General features: G+C 36.6%; 16 protein-coding genes and 2 pseudogenes. 13 read left to right on the top strand and 5 right to left on the bottom strand.

The window, feature by feature from the left end:
• The first annotated feature begins 28 nt into the window (after positions 1 to 28).
• From LG296_RS19265 to LG296_RS19245, 5 genes and pseudogenes are all read left to right on the top strand, one after another.
• Complete coding sequence (locus LG296_RS19265) at positions 29 to 1,051, top strand: LLM class flavin-dependent oxidoreductase (RefSeq protein ID WP_025727350.1); 1,023 nt, start codon at positions 29 to 31, stop codon at positions 1,049 to 1,051.
• A gap of 337 nt (positions 1,052 to 1,388) precedes the next feature.
• The gene (locus LG296_RS19260) at positions 1,389 to 1,901 is read left to right on the top strand and encodes a type 1 glutamine amidotransferase domain-containing protein (RefSeq protein WP_025727351.1); all 513 of its coding nucleotides are present in this window, start codon (positions 1,389 to 1,391) and stop codon (positions 1,899 to 1,901) included.
• An 85-nt stretch (positions 1,902 to 1,986) separates the two neighbouring features.
• Positions 1,987 to 2,703, top strand: coding sequence for an SDR family oxidoreductase (locus LG296_RS19255; RefSeq protein ID WP_025727352.1), 717 nt, complete (start codon positions 1,987 to 1,989; stop codon positions 2,701 to 2,703).
• A 175-nt stretch (positions 2,704 to 2,878) separates the two neighbouring features.
• On the top strand, positions 2,879 to 3,778 hold the full coding sequence (locus LG296_RS19250; protein ID WP_107932124.1) for an aldo/keto reductase: 900 nt from the start codon (positions 2,879 to 2,881) through the stop codon (positions 3,776 to 3,778).
• A gap of 51 nt (positions 3,779 to 3,829) precedes the next feature.
• Positions 3,830 to 3,997 (top strand): annotated as a pseudogene (locus LG296_RS19245) (spore coat protein); the annotation flags it as partial.
• A gap of 398 nt (positions 3,998 to 4,395) precedes the next feature.
• Here the strand turns inward: LG296_RS19245 and LG296_RS19240 are convergent.
• The 3 genes from LG296_RS19240 to LG296_RS19230 are packed head-to-tail and all read right to left on the bottom strand — an operon-like array spanning position 4,396 to position 8,096.
• Complete coding sequence (locus LG296_RS19240; protein WP_235867563.1) at positions 4,396 to 5,454, bottom strand: Ger(x)C family spore germination protein; 1,059 nt, start codon at positions 5,452 to 5,454, stop codon at positions 4,396 to 4,398.
• Between the two features lie 31 nt (positions 5,455 to 5,485).
• Positions 5,486 to 6,616, bottom strand: coding sequence for a GerAB/ArcD/ProY family transporter (locus LG296_RS19235; RefSeq protein ID WP_404427258.1), 1,131 nt, complete (start codon positions 6,614 to 6,616; stop codon positions 5,486 to 5,488).
• Between the two features lie 4 nt (positions 6,617 to 6,620).
• Positions 6,621 to 8,096: a spore germination protein gene (locus tag LG296_RS19230; RefSeq protein WP_107932394.1), complete on the bottom strand. Its 1,476-nt coding sequence runs from the start codon at positions 8,094 to 8,096 to the stop codon at positions 6,621 to 6,623.
• 270 nt (positions 8,097 to 8,366) lie between these two features.
• On the opposite strand from LG296_RS19230, the pseudogene LG296_RS19225 reads away from it, so the two are divergent.
• Positions 8,367 to 8,681, top strand: a pseudogene (locus LG296_RS19225) (DUF4317 family protein).
• A 202-nt stretch (positions 8,682 to 8,883) separates the two neighbouring features.
• Here the strand turns inward: LG296_RS19225 and LG296_RS19220 are convergent.
• Positions 8,884 to 9,711: a hypothetical protein gene (locus LG296_RS19220; RefSeq protein ID WP_107932130.1), complete on the bottom strand. Its 828-nt coding sequence runs from the start codon at positions 9,709 to 9,711 to the stop codon at positions 8,884 to 8,886.
• The gene (locus tag LG296_RS19215) at positions 9,701 to 10,225 is read right to left on the bottom strand and encodes an RNA polymerase sigma factor (RefSeq protein ID WP_107932132.1); all 525 of its coding nucleotides are present in this window, start codon (positions 10,223 to 10,225) and stop codon (positions 9,701 to 9,703) included. The genes LG296_RS19220 and LG296_RS19215 overlap by 11 nt, the downstream gene beginning before the upstream one ends.
• Before the next feature lie 867 nt (positions 10,226 to 11,092).
• Between LG296_RS19215 and LG296_RS19210 the strand changes: the two genes are divergently transcribed.
• From LG296_RS19210 to LG296_RS19180, 7 genes are all read left to right on the top strand, one after another.
• Complete coding sequence (locus LG296_RS19210; protein ID WP_107932135.1) at positions 11,093 to 11,875, top strand: transporter substrate-binding domain-containing protein; 783 nt, start codon at positions 11,093 to 11,095, stop codon at positions 11,873 to 11,875.
• A gap of 32 nt (positions 11,876 to 11,907) precedes the next feature.
• Positions 11,908 to 12,573 (top strand): amino acid ABC transporter permease, encoded by a 666-nt coding sequence (locus LG296_RS19205; protein WP_107932137.1) that lies wholly within the window; start codon positions 11,908 to 11,910, stop codon positions 12,571 to 12,573.
• Between the two features lie 18 nt (positions 12,574 to 12,591).
• Positions 12,592 to 13,329 (top strand): amino acid ABC transporter ATP-binding protein, encoded by a 738-nt coding sequence (locus LG296_RS19200; protein WP_404427998.1) that lies wholly within the window; start codon positions 12,592 to 12,594, stop codon positions 13,327 to 13,329.
• Between the two features lie 367 nt (positions 13,330 to 13,696).
• Positions 13,697 to 14,494, top strand: coding sequence for an endonuclease I family protein (locus LG296_RS19195; RefSeq protein WP_235867572.1), 798 nt, complete (start codon positions 13,697 to 13,699; stop codon positions 14,492 to 14,494).
• Between the two features lie 343 nt (positions 14,495 to 14,837).
• Positions 14,838 to 15,413, top strand: a complete 576-nt coding sequence (locus LG296_RS19190; protein ID WP_107932398.1) for a sterol desaturase family protein — start codon at positions 14,838 to 14,840, stop codon at positions 15,411 to 15,413.
• A 316-nt stretch (positions 15,414 to 15,729) separates the two neighbouring features.
• Positions 15,730 to 16,737 carry a GGDEF domain-containing protein gene (locus LG296_RS19185; RefSeq protein WP_235867565.1) on the top strand — a complete coding sequence of 336 codons (1,008 nt, stop codon included), beginning with the start codon at positions 15,730 to 15,732 and terminating at the stop codon, positions 16,735 to 16,737.
• A 173-nt stretch (positions 16,738 to 16,910) separates the two neighbouring features.
• Positions 16,911 to 19,688, top strand: a complete 2,778-nt coding sequence (locus LG296_RS19180) for an EAL domain-containing protein (protein ID WP_107932141.1) — start codon at positions 16,911 to 16,913, stop codon at positions 19,686 to 19,688.
• Positions 19,689 to 19,696: the final 8 nt, after the last annotated feature.

The following is a 19,696-nucleotide window of genomic DNA, read 5'->3' as shown; positions in this document are numbered from 1 at the left end:
AAATTAGATAAGGGAAGAAGATGAACTTATGTCTAAACATGCAATTAAACTAAACGAAATTCCATTCTCGGTGCTGGATCTTTCACCGATAACAGCCGGAAGTACTCCTGCTGATTCTTTCCGCCATACATTAGAACTCGCACAGCATGCTGAAAAACTTGACTACAACCGTTTTTGGCTCGCTGAACACCACAATATGCCGTTTATCGCCAGTTCCGCCACTTCTGTGGTGATGTCCCATGTGGCAGCCGGTACATTAAAAATCCGGGTTGGTTCAGGAGGAATCATGCTGCCGAATCACGCTCCACTCGTCATCGCTGAGCAGTTTGGCACTCTTGAATCCTTATATCCTGGGCGAATTGACCTTGGTCTGGGGCGGGCACCCGGTACAGATCAGGGGACCGCTCGTGCATTGAGACGCGACTTGGGAAGTACCGGAGATGACTTTCCTGAGCAATTAGCGGAACTCCGCGGTTACTTTGATCCATCCTTGGCCCAAGGAAACCCTATAAAAGCGATTCCGGGTGAAGGTTTGAATATTCCAATCTGGCTGCTGGGTTCAAGCGGCTTCAGTGCGCAGCTGGCCGGAGAACTGGGTTTGCCATTCGCGTTTGCCTCCCATTTCTCGCCACTTAACACTCTGGGTGCTCTACAGATCTATCGTAAGGCGTTTAAGCCTTCGAATGTTCTCGATAAGCCGTATGCGATGGTGGCATTGAATATCATTGCAGCAGAAACGGATAAAGAGGCAAAACTCCTTTTCACAACCCTGCAGCAGCAATTTTTGAATCTGATGAGCGGCAACCTTACACAGCTTCAACCACCGGTAGATGACATATCCGAAGTGGCCAGCAGCTACCAATTAAAGGCTCTCGAGCAGCAATTAGGCACATCGATTGTTGGCAGCCAGCAGACGATAAAGGACAAGCTTCATACATTTTTGAAGGAGAGCCAGGCTGATGAAATCATGGCCATTGCCCAAGTTTACGACCACAAAGCTCGCCTGCATTCATACGAGCTTCTGGCAGAAATTATAAAAAGCGAAAGGTAAAAAGAGGACATCAGCAAGGAAACCTTCTTGATGATTTTTCTAAGGCATTGAATATGGGTGAAACCGTGAGATCAGGTTATGAGGTTGTTTACAGGATTCCTTAATTAAAAGGAGATCTGATCAAGTATTTCTATGTGCCGCAAGCAGGATTTGACATCACGAAATCTTCCAAAATACATCATCATCATTAAACAAGTGACAGAGCGATACTAATTGTTTTTATACTCCCATAGATCTAGCAGTAACATATACTAAACACGGTAGATTACTTATATTTATTGTGTTAAATGAGAATAATACCAACGATGCTTTTCCAAATTTAAGGGGGCTTATCATTATGAGCAAAAAAATCGCTACACTAATAACAGACTTATTTGAAGATGTAGAATTCACAGAACCAGCACAAGCATTTAAAGATGCTGGTCATCAAGTGATCACAATCGACATACAGGCTGGAAAAGATATTACTGGTAAAAAAGGTGAAACAGTAAAAATAGATAAAGGAATTGGGGAAGTTAATCCTCAAGACTTTGATGCTTTACTAATCCCTGGCGGCTTCTCTCCTGATTTATTACGTGAAGATGACCGTTTTGGTGAATTCGCAAAAGTATTTATACAAGAAGGTAAACCTGTTTTTGCGATTTGTCATGGCCCACAAGTATTAATTGATACAGACCTATTAAAAGGCGTCGACATAACAGGTTTCAAATCAATAAGGAACGATCTCAAAAATGCAGGTGCTAACTACAAAGATGAAGAAGTTGTGGTAAGCAATAATATTGTAACAAGCCGTTTTCCGGATGACATTCCTGCCTTTAATCGTGAATCCTTAAAATTATTAGCTGAATAATAGGTACTGAATAGTATCGTTTTAGAAATAAATTTCACAATGAATGATCAATACAAAAAGGGTTTTAAGAAGGAAGGGTTTTATTATGTCACTAAATGGTAAACGAGTAGTTGTTTTAGGGGGTACTTCTGGTATTGGTTTAGCAACTGCTAAAGCGTTTCTAGATCAATCTGCTCAAGTGATCATTGCCAGCCGTTCTGTTTCCAAATTAAATGAAGCAAAACAAGTTCTTCGTGGCAGTGTAGAAGCAATTGAAATCGATTTTCGAAGCGAAGAAAAAGTAGCAGAATTTTTCAGTAAGGTTGGAAAATTTGACCACCTTGTGGTAACAGCAGGTGAAGGCGCAATGGGGCACTTTAGCGAACTGCCTGTGGCAAGTGCTAAAGAGGCGTTTGATAGTAAGTTCTGGGGGCAATATATTACTGTCCGTTCAGCACTTCCATATTTAAGCAATGAGAGCTCAATCACCTTAACCTCTGGTGTATATGGCGTTCGTCCTCCTCAAGGCGCTACTACGTTAGCGGCAATCAATTCAGCCATTGAAGGATTGGTTCGAGGACTTTCCGTAGACCTAGCCCCTATTAGGGTAAACGTGGTTTCACCTGGAATTGTAGATACTCCAATCTATGCTGGAATGTCAGATGATCAGAGGCAAGCACTGTTCAACGGCATTGCACAACAGCTCCCTGTTGGACGGATTGCAAAGCCGGAAGACATAGCTGAAACCTATGTATACCTTGCTAAAAATGGTTTTACTACTGGGACGGCTGTTCTTATTGATGGTGGAGCTCACTTAGTATAATGCCTAAATGGATGTTGAACCGAAGCTTACCACCCTACCAAGCAGCAGCTCTAACTAAAATAGAAATAAGGTAAGAATTGAGTGATTTACTGGTGGCAACACTGCAAAAGAGTATTGCCGCCTTTTTTTGTTCATTAGGCACATAAAAAGATACAAAAGGAAGTGTTGATTTTTAATGAGTGTACAGGACGAAAATAAATTAACAAAAATAAAAAATTCCCTTGAAAGTCGTGTAGTTACATTGCCTGATGGAACTTCTCTACCAAGAATAGGACAAGGAACTTGGTACATGGGAGAAAATCCTCAAATGAGAGAAAGGGAAATCAAAGCTTTACAACTCGGAATAGATTTAGGAATGAAACTTATAGATACGGCGGAAATGTATGGTGATGGCGATTCTGAACGCTTAGTCGGTGAAGCAATTAAAGGACGTAGAGATGACGTCTTTTTAGTATCAAAGGTGTATCCTCATCATGCAGGATTAGATATGATTGCCAAAGCGTGTGAAAACAGTCTAAAAAGGCTGGGAACCGATCATCTTGATTTGTACCTTTTACACTGGCGAGGACGTGTGCCATTAGCAGAAACCATTGAAGGAATGGAAAAGCTACGCAAGGAAGGAAAAATAGTAAGGTGGGGAGTCTCCAATTTTGATACCGATGATATGAAAGAGTTATGGAACACCACTAACGGAAAAAATTGTATGACTAATCAAGTGTTATATCATCTTGGTTCAAGGGGTATAGATTATGATCTCTTACCATGGCAGCGAGAACATCACATGCCTATTATGGCATATAGCCCGCTAGCTCAAGGAGGTTCATTAAGAAGACAATTGTTAACGGATCCAACCATTAAAGAGATTGCAGAAAAATACGCTGTACAACCCTTACAAATCGCTCTCGCTTGGACAATCCGTTCTAACGATTGTCTAGCTATTCCAAAAGCTGTTCAAGAAGAACATGTACTAGCAAATGCGAAAGCTACTATAATTGAATTAACAAAAGAGGATTTAAATAGACTTGATGAGGTATTTCCGCAACCGACTAGAAAAATGCCTTTGGACATTATATAGAAATTTTAGAGGATAGACAAAGAGATAGGGGATTGAATGTGTATGTCAACAGAGGTATTGGAAGATTTACTCCAGATGCAGCTAAAACCTCTTGATATGCATGAACAAATTTCTAGTTATATGGTAGAAAAGGGATGGTACCACGCTTGGGATATGAACGAACAAATCAATTTGGATCTCGATAATATTAATACAGCATTAAACTTACCTAATCTATAGAAAATTTTTAGGAACAGTTTAACATTGACCAATAAAATTAAGCTGTATAATATGAAAAACACCTATTTATATAATTGATTTTTCAACCAGATTCAATTGAGAGTATCTTACTCATCTAAAAAGGCAGATTTACTTAGATGCTCTCCAGCAACAATTAGGCTCATCGATTATTGGTAGCAAACAAATGGTAAAAGAATAGCCGCAGACATTTTTGGAGGAAAGCCAGGCGGATGTGATGAAATCATGGTTATTTCCAAAGTTTTCGACCACAACGCTAGCTTGTGTTATTGTATAATATGACAGAAATTACGCAAAGCAATAGATTGTAAACAAAATGCCCTAGAATCTTTAGATTCTAGGGCATTTTGTTTGCGTTATGGGTTATTCGATAGGGAAAATTAAAGGTTTTGCCTTTTTGAATTTGCATCCGTCAAAGGATCAATATTAATATTGTATTTTATTTTAATGTCCATCTTCTCAAACATTTCAATCCATTTTTTTTCTTCCATTGGTTTTGAGAATGGTCTTTTTGTTTGTATGCCAAGCTGTAATGGATCCACTTTCAATTCTTGCATCTTTTTAACTAGTTCATGTGTTTGTTTTTCAAGATGGGTTTCGATATCTTTTTTCATATTTTCTAACTGCTTTGGGTCAAATAATTGCTTCTCTCCCCGGTATTCCTCAATCCTAGTGTCTATATTCACGGTATAGGTCATTGTAGAATAACTGCTATCGATATCTACTATTACTTTAGATCTAACATGACCCAGTACAATTTCAAATTTTTGAATCGGTAAAACAACTAAGTAGTGATCGTTGTTTATCAGCTGGAAGATACGATCATCTAAAGATGAAATAGTTTCAACTAGCTTGTCATCTTTAAACAAGGCTGTACCTTCATAGTTGACCCCATCCTCTTCTAATTTGAATACAGGCAAGAAAGGATCTGAATAAGGAGTATAGAGCAAATTTTTAAATTCATGAAGATTAACGACAGTTAATTCTCCTTGGTTTTTTTCCTCATAATGCTTCAGCATTCGGTAAAACGAGTAATCAAAGTTTTCATCTTTGTCCAATTGACTTTCCAAGTATTCATCAAAATTTCCTTTTACGATTACTAAATAGATTCTCGGAGAAATATCCGGATCAGTCAATAATACATTTATAATGGACATAATCCCGTCTCTTCCAAGTTCATCACTAATTACCAGCATCCGCATTTGTCCGGATTTCATTTCCTGGTAGAAGTTTAAATTGTACTTCTGTACTCCCTCCTTTAATAAGCTGACTTCTTGCGACATAACAAACTTCTTTTCTTTACTTAGAGGAGGCATAATTGTACTGACTGTTAATTTCCCTTTATCCCCCTTACTAATTGACAAAAAGGTAACGGGAGAAATTTCTTCAATAAGCTTGTTTTCAGTAAAAGGGGCACAGCCAGATAACCAAAAAGTCATAAAAAGGAGTATCAATCTTTTACATATCTTTTTATGTAGACGCATGTTTTTTAACCCCCTCTTTTTTCATTACTAAAACAATAACAAGAGGAACAAGAAAATAGCTTATGCTTCCAGCTATAATTTGGAGATTAAGTAAAAAGGTCTGCTTCTCCTCAGACTTCCAAAATAATTCATTCATAAGAACCATTCCGATAAAAATAAGGAAAACATTGGATAACAAACCTTTTCCACTGGTTGGCTTGCTCATTTTACCAAAAGCTATTTTAGATGCTCCATAAAACAATAGTAAAAATAGAGAAACTGCAAAAACTAGGTTAAATAATTCAAAGGAAAGCAAGATCATATCAATTCGTTCTAACACTGGGTTTTGAAAATAACGGGACATATTAATAATTGGATATTGAGTTTTACTTAAATAATTGGAACCGAAAAAAAATAGGGATGCTATAAATAGGAATACATACTCTACAACGGTGAGAGCGTTGCCGTAACACAAATAGCGAAAGGTTTTATTGTTTGTTTTAAGCCATGGTCCCAAAAATACCAGAAATTCCGGACCAGAATAGGAAGACAAAATTAAAAAAAAGGCTTTCCAATTTTCTACTTTCCACTCCATTGGAATAAGCGGATACAAATCACTGAGTTGAGCTATTGGGGGAAAGAAGAAAAAAACGAAAAATGTGATCATCGAAAATGTACAGAAAAAAGAAATCAACACAAAACGAATGGTATGTTCAACGCCCTTACCTGCGACATAAAAACAGAACAACAAAATAAAAAAGACAAGAAAATTTGTATCTGTTGCTGGAAGCATAAATGTTTGAACAATTTGGCTGAATCCTAAGGTTATGACGGAAAGTTTAAGCAGAATAAAGAACAACCCGATGAAAGAGAGAAATCGTACCAATTTTTTTCCAAACATTTGGACAAATCCATTATATCCATTGCTAGATAAACGGGTTAAAAGCCACTTCGATAAAAGAAAAAGGTTTAGTTGGGATAATATCCCGACAGCTATAAGCACCCAAATCATATATGGATGGATCAAGATATTTGGCATAATCAGAAAAAAGTAAAGCATTTGGAGGCGATTTACCAACAACATGGCATAGAGCCCATTATAGGTTTCATTCTTTTTAAATAATTGGTAAGTTCCCATCAAGTCATCTCCTAGTTTTATATCTCTTCAGTTTTAGAGGTTTAAGATGCTCTGGACGCTCCAACATCTTGGTTAATGGCCCTCGAATGAATAAGTCTATCCAATCCTTTCTAAAGAAAGGGGAAACTGGTGAAAAATAGGGTTGCTTGATTGAAGACAAGCTATTAAGATGGGCTAAAATAGCAATGCTTCCTAGTGCAATCCCAATTATCCCAAGTAAAGAAGAAAAAACAAGAAGCATCAATTGCATTAATGAATTTGCTTTTGTCATAAGGTAGTTGGGGATAAGAAAGGAAGCTATCGTCGAGATCCCAACCATGACAATTAATACGTTGCTAGCGAATCCAGCCTCAACAGCCGCTTGGCCAATCACAATACCACCAATAACCCCAAGTGTTTGACTTGTTTTTGTAGGCATCCTTAAACTTGCTTCTTTTATGATTTCAATAAAAATTAACATGATAAATGCTTCCCAAAAAGGAGTGAAAGGAAGCTTGCTCCTTGAGTCGACCAAGACTAGAAGTGTTTGTATAGGAATCATTTGATAGTGATGAGTTGTCAATGCCACATAGATAGGAATCAATGAGACTGACAGAAGAAAACAGACATATCGGATGATGCGCAAAAAACTGGCAACTACCCATCGATTAATATAGTCCTCGGGTGATTGGAACAAATGGAAAAAAGTAATGGGTGCAACAAGAGCAAATGGTGTATTGTCTACCAGAAGGGTGATCTTTCCTAATCCCAGAGAATAAGCAACTACATCAGGCCGGTCAGTTTGCTGAAACTGAGGAAAAATACTGTTTTGATGATCCTCCAGGAATGCCGCAACTTGAGAGGAGTCAAAGAAGAGATCAAAATTAATTTCAGAAATCTTCTCTTTGACTGTTGAAACAAAATCTGGATTAGTCAGCCCCTCTATGTACATTAAAACAACACTTGTCTCACTCATAGAACCGACAGTAAACTTCTCTGCTTTCAGTTCATGTATGGGGAGTCGTCTTCGAATAAGCGTAATATTTTGTTCTACTTGTTCACTAAAGCTGTCTTTTGCTCCGAACATGATGGTTTCTGTTTCAGATGTTTCAATGGCACGTCCAATAGGATTTTTTAATGGCACAGCTAACCAAAGGTTTTGCGAAGAATCAAATAACAAAATGGAACCTGAAAACAACTGTTTTTTTGCCTCTATAAAATTAGGAATGTGAATAATGGAGGAATTCGTAATACAATCTTGAATAGACGGTTTGGAACATTTAGTTAAAGGTTTTATAATGCTTTCATTTAATTTTTCTTGGTCAATGAGAGTTCGTATGTAAACAAGATGAATTTTTCGAATAACGGAAATGTCAATTTCCACAAATTCTGCATCATCCATTTGAACGAGGCTTTTTTTCAGAGCTTCTATCGATAATTCTGATTCAGTTATTGATTGAGCAACAAGCTTATTTTCAATTTGTTTTTTTTTCCAAAACATGTACATCGCACCCCTCTTATTGAGAAAAAACATTTCTAGTCGTACTTAAAAATTCCTTATTCATACATATTATTAGCAATTTAATTTAAAGTATACAAAACACGTAGAGGTACATAACGATCCAAGAAGAACAAAGGTAATCCATAATAGATAGGCCTTCTTCATCTTAAAGATTGTTATAATAAAGAAGTGTCAGAAGCTAACTGTAGCTTTGGATGCTCTTTTTTGTCCAAAACACGAATCTTACTAACCAGGGAGTTAATTTTAGAGATGAATAACAAAGATATAGCGAAGATTCTAAAACAATTTAAGTTGGATAACGATTTACTGAAAATAGTGGAAAGGGCATTTCAGCAGGTGGTTGAAGACAAAACGTATGAAATGAAAGCAAGCCATATCGTTCCGAGTTACGCGTCCAAGTCCATTAAGATCAGCACAAAAATAGCGAATATTGCGATCAGCCCTTAAGACTTGAGATATGTCAAACAGGTCAATTACAATGGCAAACGCTGTTTATTGATCGAGGTGGAAGAAGACACGATGATTAAAGGATTTAAGCTGCTTACGGAAGAAATATTGGAGTAAGAGAGATTGGGTGATCCTTCAGCCAGCTAACTAAAATGGACAAGGGAAAAAACCTCATTTAGCCCTGCTACGGTGAACCGTATCATAAATAAGAATAAATACAAAATAAGCCATCGAACTAGTACTGTCCCTAGTCTGATGGCTTGTTTCTTGTTTTACTTTTGTTGTTAAAAAACACTAAAGCAGATATCTAATTTGCAGGTTAAGGAGTAAAGAGATTGTTGACTATTGCCACTAGACGCCACGCACCTTCTTCATCTTGTTCGAAAACCAGGTTGAGACTTCTCCAATCCATTCCACTATATTGTTCGGTACCAGCATGATAAAATTCAACGATCTTTGAATCAGGAAAAACCGTTTTTAAATAATTGGTAGGGTCCACTTCTTGATTTTGTGTATCGACAAAGACTTCATCCGATTTAAAGAATCGCTTTACTTGAAGATGCTTGTCGAAATAGTCCGCTGGCGTCAATTGTATTTCCGTGTTCGCTTCTCCATAGCCCCACAAATACGTTGCCTCATTTTCTAATAGTGATGGTACCTCATTTTTTTCAAATCTTACTTTATCGTCCATCACAGAAAAATAGGGGGAAAGCAGTAAACCTTTCTCTGGGTGTACATGACTGGATAGTACATCCATATCATGGTCATCGATCGCCTGAAGAATCTCTGAAGCTTGTTGCTCGAGCAGGACGGGATCATACAAATTGTTGTCCTCTTCTTCTCCAGGACTCTGTTCGATTTCTTGGTCAACGTCCTGATTAATGGGTATAGGATTCTCTCCACTGGATGAGTTTGGATAATCATTTAATAGACTTACGGATAGAATACTAACAATTATGACTGCCGCTGCCGTAACAATTCCTACTTTGGCTTTAATGAGAAATACTCCTTTTCGTTTTTGTCGGATTTCATTATCTTCAAGGGTGTCCATCACTTGTTGATGGAGGAGAGCTTGAGTAGACTGGCTCATGTGATATGGCGGAAATTCGTTTAATTTCTTCTCGACATTTTTTAGATTATCCTTCATGAGATTCCCTCCAATTCAATTCATTTTGTAATGCCTTGACTGCACGATGATAGTTGGTTCGAACGGCGGTTTCTTTGCATCCAAGTATTTGTGCTGTTTCACTCACGGACAATCCTTGAATGCCCCTTAAAATTAGCACATCCCGATATTTCTTTTTTTGCTGATTGATCCTACTGTACAATTCTTGTTTCTCCTCATGGTCTATCAGAATTTGCTCAGGAGAAAATCCGATGTGCTGATCCAAAGTCTCCTCATGGAAAGCCACATTCGTCCGACTGATCTTTGTTTTGTTCTTTCTTGCTTTGTCGATGGCTAGATTACGGGCAATGCTAAAGAGCCAAGTTTTGGGCGTCGCATGTTTTCGGTAGGTGCTCATACCTTTAGCTGCCTTAATAAACACTTCTTGAACGAGATCTTCTACATCAAGAGTTCCTGAATAGTAAACTAAAAAATTGAAAACATCTTGGCTATAGAGAAAAAACCAATTGGAAATAATCTCTCTTTCGTTTTGCATTTATTTTGATCCTCCTATATAGGTCTCTGCTTATTAGACGATTTTTATTTCATGATGTGTCAAAAAATGGAACAATAAGTTTTTTGTTCTAAACACTGGATGGATTTACTCCAACAAGGAGGTAATAGATACATATATTGGAGAATTTGATGGAGGGGTTATTATGAACCAAAGTTTAAACGTGTGACAGCGTATATAGATTGTCTGTTTTATTGTGTATTCTCATCTCACGAAAAAAAGGGAACTTCCTGGTTAGTAGGTGTTCCCTTTAACGATAGGGGATTACATGAATGTGAACAGAAAGAATTCGGCCAACTGCTAGAAAAAATAGCTGAGGTGCGGGAGAAAAATAATAATTATATATGAGTGTGGCTTTATTTCACGCCTCCTGTTGGTGTCGAGAGGTCATGATAAGAAAGAACCCAATCTACTAAATAAGCGAAGAAATTCCGCTTAATTTGAATTTAACGTGAAAAATAACTTAAATAGAAGGAGAAATTCCTGCTATTGGCTCAGAATACATGAGAATGAGGGGTTTTTCTGTGAATAACCGGAAAAACTTCCCCTATTTCCCCCTAACTGTCGCTCTATCTTGCAAATAACCGAAAAAACTTCGCTTATTCCTCTAGCTACTTACTTGAAGGAATGGAGTCGTAAGCATACGCATCACCGTCTTTTTAAATCAAAAAGCTTAGATGGATAATGGACTAATTCTATAATTTATATGTTTGCAAATCGTTAGGTACCAGGAAAGGTACCTGACGATTTTTGTTTTACCGAGAGTAAATGGGGTATTAAATTTCATAAGCAGCAAGAGATTTAGCTTGTAGCATTATTGAAATATATACGGAAGAGGACGGATGGCACATGTTATTAAAGAAAAAGTTATTTCTGGTTACTAGTATTATCGTAGTCTTCTTTTTATCTGCCTGTGCTGAAAAGGAGAAGCTCGATGATGGATCTGAGCTGATAAATAAAAATCAATTTGTATTTGCTGCTTCGGGAGAATTTAAGCCATTTAGTTACATAAATGATGATCTCACTATGTCTGGCTTTGATATTGAGGTTGGCGAAGCGATTGCGAAGCAAATGGGCCTTGAACCAGTTCAGAAGCGAATTAAATTCAAAGGGATTGTAGAAGGGGTAAAAACAGGTCGTGCAGATGCAGCTGTTGCTAGCCACACAATTAACCCTCAGAGGAGCAAGCATGTCTCCTTTTCTACCCCGTACTATTATTCGGGACCGAAAATTTTCACCAGACCTGATAGCAACATTAAGACTGTGGAAGATTTGAAGGGTAAGGAGGTTGCTGTAGCAAAAGGATCAACCTATGCCGATACAGCTTCCAAGTATACAGATAAAATCAAAACTTATGACAGCGATATTACAGCCTTAAAAGCATTAAGTAGCGGACGCCATGATGCGGTAATCACTGATTTTGTTACAGGTAAAACAGCTGAAAAGGAAGGATTCAAGATAAAGGGGCAGCAGTTAATTAATCGTAGTGAACAAGCGATTGTACTGCCTCAGGATAATCCAAATCTATTAAAGCGAGTAAACGAAACGTTAGAGCAACTCCGGGAAAATGGGACACTAACTCGGATTAGCATCAAATATTTTGATGAGGACATTACCAAGAAACCAGAGTAATTCAAGGCTATGGTAAGAAAGGGAGTAGTATTTTGCCAAGTTTTTCGCATTTTTTTCAAATATTAAATGAAACAAAAGGTGTTTTCTTAAAAGCTATGCTTTTAACGTTAGAGCTAACGGTTGTCTCTATTATACTAGGGATCGTCATCGGGCTAGTATTTGCTTTACTTAAGATATCCAAAATAAAGATTTTAGAGCTCATTTCAGATATCTATGTGTATTTGGTGCGTGGAACACCACTGATTGTTCAAATTTTCATTCTCTATTTCGGGATTAGCGGAATTTTTCTTCTCCCAGATTTTTGGGCTGCTTCAATTGCACTTGCGTTACATAATGGAGCCTATATTTCTGAAATTCTTAGAGGGGCAATTCAGTCAGTCGACAAGGGACAGTTTGAAGCTGGACGTTCTTTAGGGATGACAAAGACACTTACATTGAGAAGAATTATTCTTCCTCAGGCATTCCGCCGTGCATTACCACCTTTAGGCAATCAATTTATTATAAGCTTAAAGGATTCTTCATTAGCCGCATTTATCTCCATGAATGAGCTGTTCAATGTGGCAACAACCCTAGGGTCAAATAATTTTGATGAGATGACCTATTTACTAATTGTGGCAGTATACTACTTATTACTAGTAGCGCTGATGACATTGATAGTAAACCGAGTTGAACTGAGATTAGCGGTAAGCGACAGATAGGAGGCGTAGACAGTGGCCATGAAGGAAATGATTAAGATAAATCAATTGAATAAATCATTTGGAGATTTACATGTATTGAAAAATATCGATATGACTGTTTTTGAGAGTGATGTTGTGTGTTTAATAGGATCGAGTGGCTCAGGGAAAAGTACTCTACTTCGCTGTTTAAACTTCTTGGAAAAAAAGGATAACGGCGATATTATAATTGAAGGAAATACAGTTAATCCACGTACCGATGATCTCAATAAGATTAGGGAAAAGGTTGGGATGGTGTTTCAAAATTTCAACCTATTTCCACATAAAACGGTTTTAGAAAATATTATTGAAGCTCCTATCAGGGTAAAGGGTGTAGACAAAGAAGAGGCTATAACAAAAGCAAAACAGCTATTAAGTAAAGTTACTCTAGAGGACAAGGCGGATGTCTATCCTAGTAAACTATCAGGAGGGCAAAAGCAACGGGTGGCGATTGCTAGAGCACTTGCTATGGAGCCTGATATTATGCTTTTTGATGAGCCAACCTCTGCACTTGACCCCGAGCTAGTGGGGGAAGTTTTAACAACCATGAAAACATTAGCTGATGAAGGAATGACAATGGTTGTAGTAACACATGAAATGGGCTTCGCCAAAGAAGTAGCCGACTGGATTGTGTACATGCATGATGGGAAAATTATCGAACGCGGCACTCCTGATCAATTTTTCAACCATCCGAAAGAAGAAAGAACGCGGGAATTTTTAAATTCAACAATGCTTAAATAAAATAAGAGGTCTTGTCTATATGTTTTAGGCAGGACCTCTTTTTTTAGTACTTTTTAAGTCAATAACTTATAGTCTATCAGGGTAAGTCTTTACTCAATCTACCTCTATTTATGCTTTGCAGGAAATCTACACTTTCCCTATTTTTTACTAGACTAAAATACGTCAAAAGTTACTAGGAAATAATATTTTGAATTGTTAAACTATTGATAACATCATGAGTTAGCTTCAATTTAATCCTATAGGAGGGAAGAAAATGGAGCGTAAAGTGAGTTTGATTCCATACGAAGTAGTAGAACAGATGGAGCGGGTTAATGAAAATCCAAAAGTAGTAGAATTGACTCAGGAGCAGAAAATTGAAATTCAGGAAATGCTGCTACAGGAACTGGAAACGGCAAAGGCTACCTATTTTGAGTACAGTGAAAACCGAGTCTATTATGAAGAAGCTAGGGACGAAGAAATTAAACAAACATACTATAAAGATATTTTACTTGATAGAAAAAGCATTCATGATTTACTAGAAAAAACACATGAAAATAAGCTAGGCTACTCACCTCACCGTTACGTCTATCCATGGGTGGATTTGAATGAGAATGGCAAACTGAAAAGCATCTATTCGGGCAAGGAAATGGATCCACTTGCTGTCATTGAAGAGGATATCCGAATTCTTGAAAATGCAGGAGTAAATACCTTATCTGATGAAGTGAAGTTAAATTGTGAGCATGTAGTACCTCAGTCTTGGTTTGATAAGCGTCAGCCAATGAGGGGGGATTTACATCATTTATTTGCCTGTAATCCAGGCTGCAACAGCCGTCGTGGAAATTATCCGTATCATGACTTTTCCGACTATGTACCTGAAGCTCATATTTTAGGGATTGAGGAAGGCTGCGGCAAGGCGGATGAAGGGAAGTTTGAACCTGAATATGGAAAAGGAATTGTTGCAAGAGCAACCCTTTATTTTATGACACGTTACTCAGGAATAATTGATAGTCGTCTAGAGAATTTAGAGCTTTTACTAGAGTGGCATCAGAAATTTCCGGTCTCTTTATATGAGAAGCACCGAAATCTTGCCATCTATGATTTGCAAGGAAACCGCAATCCATTTATTGATTTTCCAGAGTTTGCAGAAAAATGGATATATGAAAGAGAGGATTTTAAGGAAAGCTAGTGTTTTTTGAATCCATAGAATTAAATACGGTTAAATAAGAACAGCATATGGTTCATGCTGTTCTTATTTTTATACAAAAGGATATCCTAGTTATTTAGCATAAAAACGGTAGGATTATTTAGTAAAATGGAGCATAAAATGGAATGATCGAATGAAAGCGCTATCTTACTGGTGGTCGTAGTATTCAGTTTCTCATTGCTAATCAAACAGACTTATGTAATCAGCTTTGTTCTCGTATAGAAGAATATGACGTTATTTATACCTTGAAAATTTAAAATGAAAGTGAGTGAAATGATTGAAAAGTAAGGGACTGTATCGGGATTTCTTTTTTCACTTTGATATTATGATTTTGATGATTCTTTTGCTGGGCATTGCAAGTGTATTAATGGTAATGGCTAATTCGGCAATGGTCCTTGTATGGATTGCCTTTGGTCTTGTAATCTATATGTTTGCTGAATACCTGACGCACCGCTTTTTCTTCCATTTAAAGCCGCCGAAGAATAAGATGTTTTTAAAATTTTTAAAGCGCATTCACTATGACCATCATAAATTTCCAAATGATTTAAAGTTATTATTTCTTCCGATTTGGTACAGCCTCCCGAATTTCATAATCCTATCATTAATTTTTTATTTCATTACCAAAAATTTAGACTGGACCTTAGCGTTTAGTCTGGGACTAATTCTCATGTTACTTGTTTATGAGTGGAAGCACTATGTGGCACACCGACCATTAAAGCCTAAATCAAAATTTGGTGTCTGGTTAAAGAAAACCCATATCCTTCACCATTACAAAAATGAAAACTTCTGGTTTGGCGTATCCAACCCGTTTTTCGATATTATTTTCGGTACATTAAAGGACGAAAAAACCGTTGAAAATAGCAAGACAGTAAAGGATTTAGAAAATAGGGGAATCGATTGAGAATGCTTGATATTGTGAGGTGAGTATAAATAAGAACGTAAAAGTACTCATCCTTTCTTGTAGTTGAGATTGTTCTTGATTACTCAGATTAAAACAAATGATGTATTTAAATTACATTTTCTAAAGGGTATTACTATATACCTGCAAATTCTTCTCTTGAGGGTTTTGGAAGTACCATATAAATATAAAATGTTTTTTTTTTACATGACTTTAGTAATATTTTATAGGATATAATATAGTGATTAGGTAAAATTAGATTGTAACTTTTATACCTTTCAAACTCTTACCTATACTATAGAACAGGAAGATTTAGTTAATGAATGGTAAAGAATTAATGCATCGTCAGAATTCAATCTTATTCATATTAGTAAGTGTCTTTTATTTTATTCAAATAATGGTAAGTATTGTTATTGGAGGATTTGAAAGCATATATTCTTTAGCAATGCTTTTCCTTGTATTTGCTATAATCCCTATAGTGCTGATTTACATAAAAGTAAATCCAAAGATTACAATGTATGTAATAGTTAGCAGTATGTATCTCTTCTTTTATTGTTTATTAAAAGATCGGCCTTATTTAGTAAACTATTTATTTATGTGGTTAGTTCTTCCTTTATGTGCCCTTTATCAAAATGCACGATTGGTAGTAATAGCAGGCATTGCTTCAACCATTCTTACTTTTTATGCTTTCTTTTATCTTCGTGAGGAAATTTTCCCGAATGTCGTTATAGAAGACTTTATCTATTTAGTTATGTTTGGTGTATTTACTACAATCTTTCTTTTAATCTTCATTCGTAAGATTAGTGAGGTTAACGATAAGCTGCAGCAATTAGCGTATCAAGACCCTTTAACTGGGGCGGCCAATCGGTTATTACTGAAGGAAAAGTTTAATTTTCTAAAAGAGAAAAGAACTCATTCTGTCGCTTTATTATTTATCGATATGAACGGGTTTAAAAAAATCAATGATACTTATGGACATGAAGTAGGAGATCAATTATTGAAAAGGGTTGTCTCTAGATTGGGTGACGAACTGACTGATACAGATTTGCTTTGTCGATTAGGTGGAGATGAATTTGTGATTTTATCTTCCAATATTGAAAATTCATTTCTAGAAAGTCTTGTAGAGCGAGTACAAATGGCTCTTGATGAGGCAATTTCCTTAAATCATCAAACAATAAAGGTCTCTGGAAGTATTGGATGGTCATACACAACAGATATTTCTCAGGCAGATTTAGAAACGATGATTCGAGATGCAGATAGCGCTATGTATAGAGCAAAAGGGAGCGAATTGCAAGACAGTCACTCCACGGATATCGTAAAGGATTAATCAGTATTTTATGAGTTAGGAGGATGCCCTCCTAACTCTTTCTTTATTTTCCAATAATTATTCCAAATTGTCGGAAAATATTGTAAAATGATAGAAGGATTTTGTCGAATTCATTTGTTTGGTATAGTGAAAAGATAGATATTAAAAAATGTCAGAGAATGGAGTTCATTTGAATGTTTAAGGAACAAACGAGATATTCTCGACTTGCAAATATAACAAAAATGATTAATACAAAGCTTGATCTGAGAGAGGTTTTGGAGCAGGTAACAATTGCGATCTCAGAGGAAATCGTACAATGTGACTCAGTGGGTATTTACTTACCACAGGAAGATGGGACATACAGAGGATATGTAGGAAAACCAGAAGTTATCAATGGATGGACACTTGATATGCATGTCATTGATACAGAATATGATCTATTAGCAAAAGAAGTTATTGAAACAAAAAAGGCAATATATATTCCTGATACGTCAAAGGATAATAGACCAGATCCACGCGCAGTTGAAGGATTCCAAATCAAATCCTTATTTGTCCTTCCAATCTCTTTTGAAGAAGAGTTGTTCGGACTAGTATTTTTATTTGATTATGGAATTCCGATGAATTTAACAGAGTCAGAAATTCAGACAATTGAAGCATATGTCAATATGGCTGCTGTTGCTATCCAGAATGCCAATAATTTAACCTATAAGGAAAACCTTATATCGGAAAAGCAGCTTTTACTTGATGTAACACGTGATTTGTCGATGTGTTCTACAATGCAGCAAAGCTTAGATACGTGTTTCTCCTATTTAGGGAAGGTCTTAGATAACTATAATGTTGGTGTACACTTATTAGACCCTATTGCTGAACGAGCGATAAGACCAGCCAAGCTAAGCAAGGATTCCGATTGGACAGAAGAGGACTGGATTAACACCCATAACAAAATTCAAATCGACCAAAGCAAAGACCGAGTAATGCAAGAAGTAATGGAGACGAAAAAAGCAGTTCTCATTCCTGATGTATATGCAGATCCGAGGCCAAATCATGATCTTTGCCGAAATTTTGGAATGAAGGGCCTCTTTATGCTGCCTTTAGTATCATTAGGTGAGGTGTTGGGGCAAATCTCCGTTGTTAACTTAGATGATAATAACCTTCACTATACTGAGACTCAGACACAGTTAGCCCAGTCTATCGTTGATGCTACAGCCTCGACTCTATCAAACCTTCTTTATATGGAAAAGCAGGAGGTTATTATCGAGGAAAGAACCTCTGAAATTACAGTGAAGAATCAGGAGCTGGAACGAGTAATCATTGAATTACAGCAGCTTAGCCGTGAAAAAGAGTTGATACTTAATTCGGCGGGAGAAGGAATTTTCGGGTTGGACCTTAATAAGAAGATTACTTTTTGTAATCCCGCTGGAGCCGCAATGCTGGGATATGATGCTAAGGATGAACTAATAGGGAAGCATTCCAGTTTAATTTTGAAAAACCATGAAAATGATTCTAGTAATACTGTTCAAGAAAATGGAAATCCAAATCATTTCAATAAATACGATAAGTTTTTTAGAAAAGATAATTCCAGCTTCCCAGTAGAATATGTAATTTCCTCTATAAAGGAAGGAAATGAGATTGTAGGGGAAGTTGTTACCTTTAAAGATATAACTGAAAGAAAACAGATGGAAGAAGAAATTAAATATCATGCTTATTTTGATAGTTTGACAGACTTACCAAATCGAGTTCTCTTAAAAGATCGATTAAATCAAGGTCTTTCCTTCGCCCAGATGAATAATCAAAAACTAGCAGTTCTGTATTTAGATTTAGATCGATTTAAGCTAGTAAATGATACTTTAGGACACAGTATTGGAGATTTGCTGTTACGAGATGTAGCCAATCGTTTAAGTGCATGTGTACCCAATAATGCAACCGTTTCTAGGCAGGGCGGGGATGAATTTACTATTTACCTACCTAATATTAAAAATGAAAACGAAGTATTAAAGGTAGTAAACAGTGTCATTAATTCCTTCTCTAAGTCCTTTAAGTTAGTCGATAATGAAATTTATATGAAAACAAGTATCGGGATTAGCCTATATCCGGAGAACGGTGATACGTCAGAAATCCTGATTAAAAATGCAGATACAGCAATGTACAGATCAAAAGAGATATCAGGAAATAGTTATCATTTCTTTAGTGAAGAGATGGATAACAGAACATTTGAAAGCATTAAGCTTGAAAATGACTTGTATAAGGCTTTAGAGCAAAATGAGCTCGTCATCTTTTACCAGCCGCAAATAAACAGCAAAACAAACAGTATTGAAGGTGTAGAGGCTTTACTGAGATGGAATCATCCTGAAAAAGGGATGATCTCGCCGGATAAATTTATACCTATCGCTGAAGAAACGGGGTTGATTGTCTCTATAGGTGAATGGATTTTAAAAGAGGCATGCAAACAGGTAAAGGCTTGGCATGATCAGGGCTATCCGTTGATTAGTGTGTCAGTGAATCTATCAGTCCGTCAGTTTGAACAGAGTAATTTATTTTCTATTGTAAAAAATGTTTTAAATGAAGTGGGATTATCTCCAAAGTATATACATCTAGAGCTCACTGAAAATTTAATTGTTAAAAATACAGAATTAATCGTAGAAACAATGAAGCAACTAAAAGGATTAGGAATAAGTATTGCCATTGATGACTTTGGGACAGGCTATTCATCCTTAGGATATTTGAAAAATTTACCTATATCTACTTTGAAAATTGATAAATCCTTTATTCAGGATATGACAAAAGATGATGCAGCCATTACGAATACAATTATTACTTTGGCTAAAAACTTGAACCTAAATGTGATTGCAGAAGGTGTAGAGAAAAAGGAACAGGTAGACTTTTTATATGCAAGAGATTGTTATATGATGCAGGGCTATTTCTTCAGTCGTCCGATGATAGCAGAAGATATTGCGCAGAAGTATTTTTATTAGTGAAAAAG

Origin of the sequence: Ureibacillus chungkukjangi, assembly GCF_044795995.1 — a bacterium.
Classification (GTDB): domain Bacteria; phylum Bacillota; class Bacilli; order Bacillales_A; family Planococcaceae; genus Ureibacillus; species Ureibacillus chungkukjangi.
The sequence above is the reverse complement of the archived record's forward strand: the minus strand, read 5'-3'. Positions and strand labels throughout refer to the sequence as shown.

What these genes read in the sequence shown, in the direction of transcription:
- LG296_RS19250 (WP_107932124.1), top strand. Translation starts at nt 2,879, where the DNA reads ATGAGTGTACAGGACGAAAATAAATTAACAAAAATAAAAAATTCCCTT.
- LG296_RS19195 (WP_235867572.1), top strand. Translation starts at nt 13,697, where the DNA reads ATGCTGCTACAGGAACTGGAAACGGCAAAGGCTACCTATTTTGAGTAC.
- LG296_RS19220 (WP_107932130.1), bottom strand. Translation starts at nt 9,711, where the DNA reads ATGAAGGATAATCTAAAAAATGTCGAGAAGAAATTAAACGAATTTCCG.
- LG296_RS19265 (WP_025727350.1), top strand. Translation starts at nt 29, where the DNA reads ATGTCTAAACATGCAATTAAACTAAACGAAATTCCATTCTCGGTGCTG.
- LG296_RS19215 (WP_107932132.1), bottom strand. Translation starts at nt 10,225, where the DNA reads ATGCAAAACGAAAGAGAGATTATTTCCAATTGGTTTTTTCTCTATAGC.
- LG296_RS19240 (WP_235867563.1), bottom strand. Translation starts at nt 5,454, where the DNA reads ATGACTTTTTGGTTATCTGGCTGTGCCCCTTTTACTGAAAACAAGCTT.
- LG296_RS19185 (WP_235867565.1), top strand. Translation starts at nt 15,730, where the DNA reads ATGAATGGTAAAGAATTAATGCATCGTCAGAATTCAATCTTATTCATA.
- LG296_RS19235 (WP_404427258.1), bottom strand. Translation starts at nt 6,616, where the DNA reads ATGGGAACTTACCAATTATTTAAAAAGAATGAAACCTATAATGGGCTC.
- LG296_RS19255 (WP_025727352.1), top strand. Translation starts at nt 1,987, where the DNA reads ATGTCACTAAATGGTAAACGAGTAGTTGTTTTAGGGGGTACTTCTGGT.
- LG296_RS19180 (WP_107932141.1), top strand. Translation starts at nt 16,911, where the DNA reads ATGTTTAAGGAACAAACGAGATATTCTCGACTTGCAAATATAACAAAA.
- LG296_RS19230 (WP_107932394.1), bottom strand. Translation starts at nt 8,096, where the DNA reads ATGTTTTGGAAAAAAAAACAAATTGAAAATAAGCTTGTTGCTCAATCA.
- LG296_RS19190 (WP_107932398.1), top strand. Translation starts at nt 14,838, where the DNA reads ATGATTTTGATGATTCTTTTGCTGGGCATTGCAAGTGTATTAATGGTA.
- LG296_RS19200 (WP_404427998.1), top strand. Translation starts at nt 12,592, where the DNA reads ATGAAGGAAATGATTAAGATAAATCAATTGAATAAATCATTTGGAGAT.
- LG296_RS19260 (WP_025727351.1), top strand. Translation starts at nt 1,389, where the DNA reads ATGAGCAAAAAAATCGCTACACTAATAACAGACTTATTTGAAGATGTA.
- LG296_RS19210 (WP_107932135.1), top strand. Translation starts at nt 11,093, where the DNA reads ATGTTATTAAAGAAAAAGTTATTTCTGGTTACTAGTATTATCGTAGTC.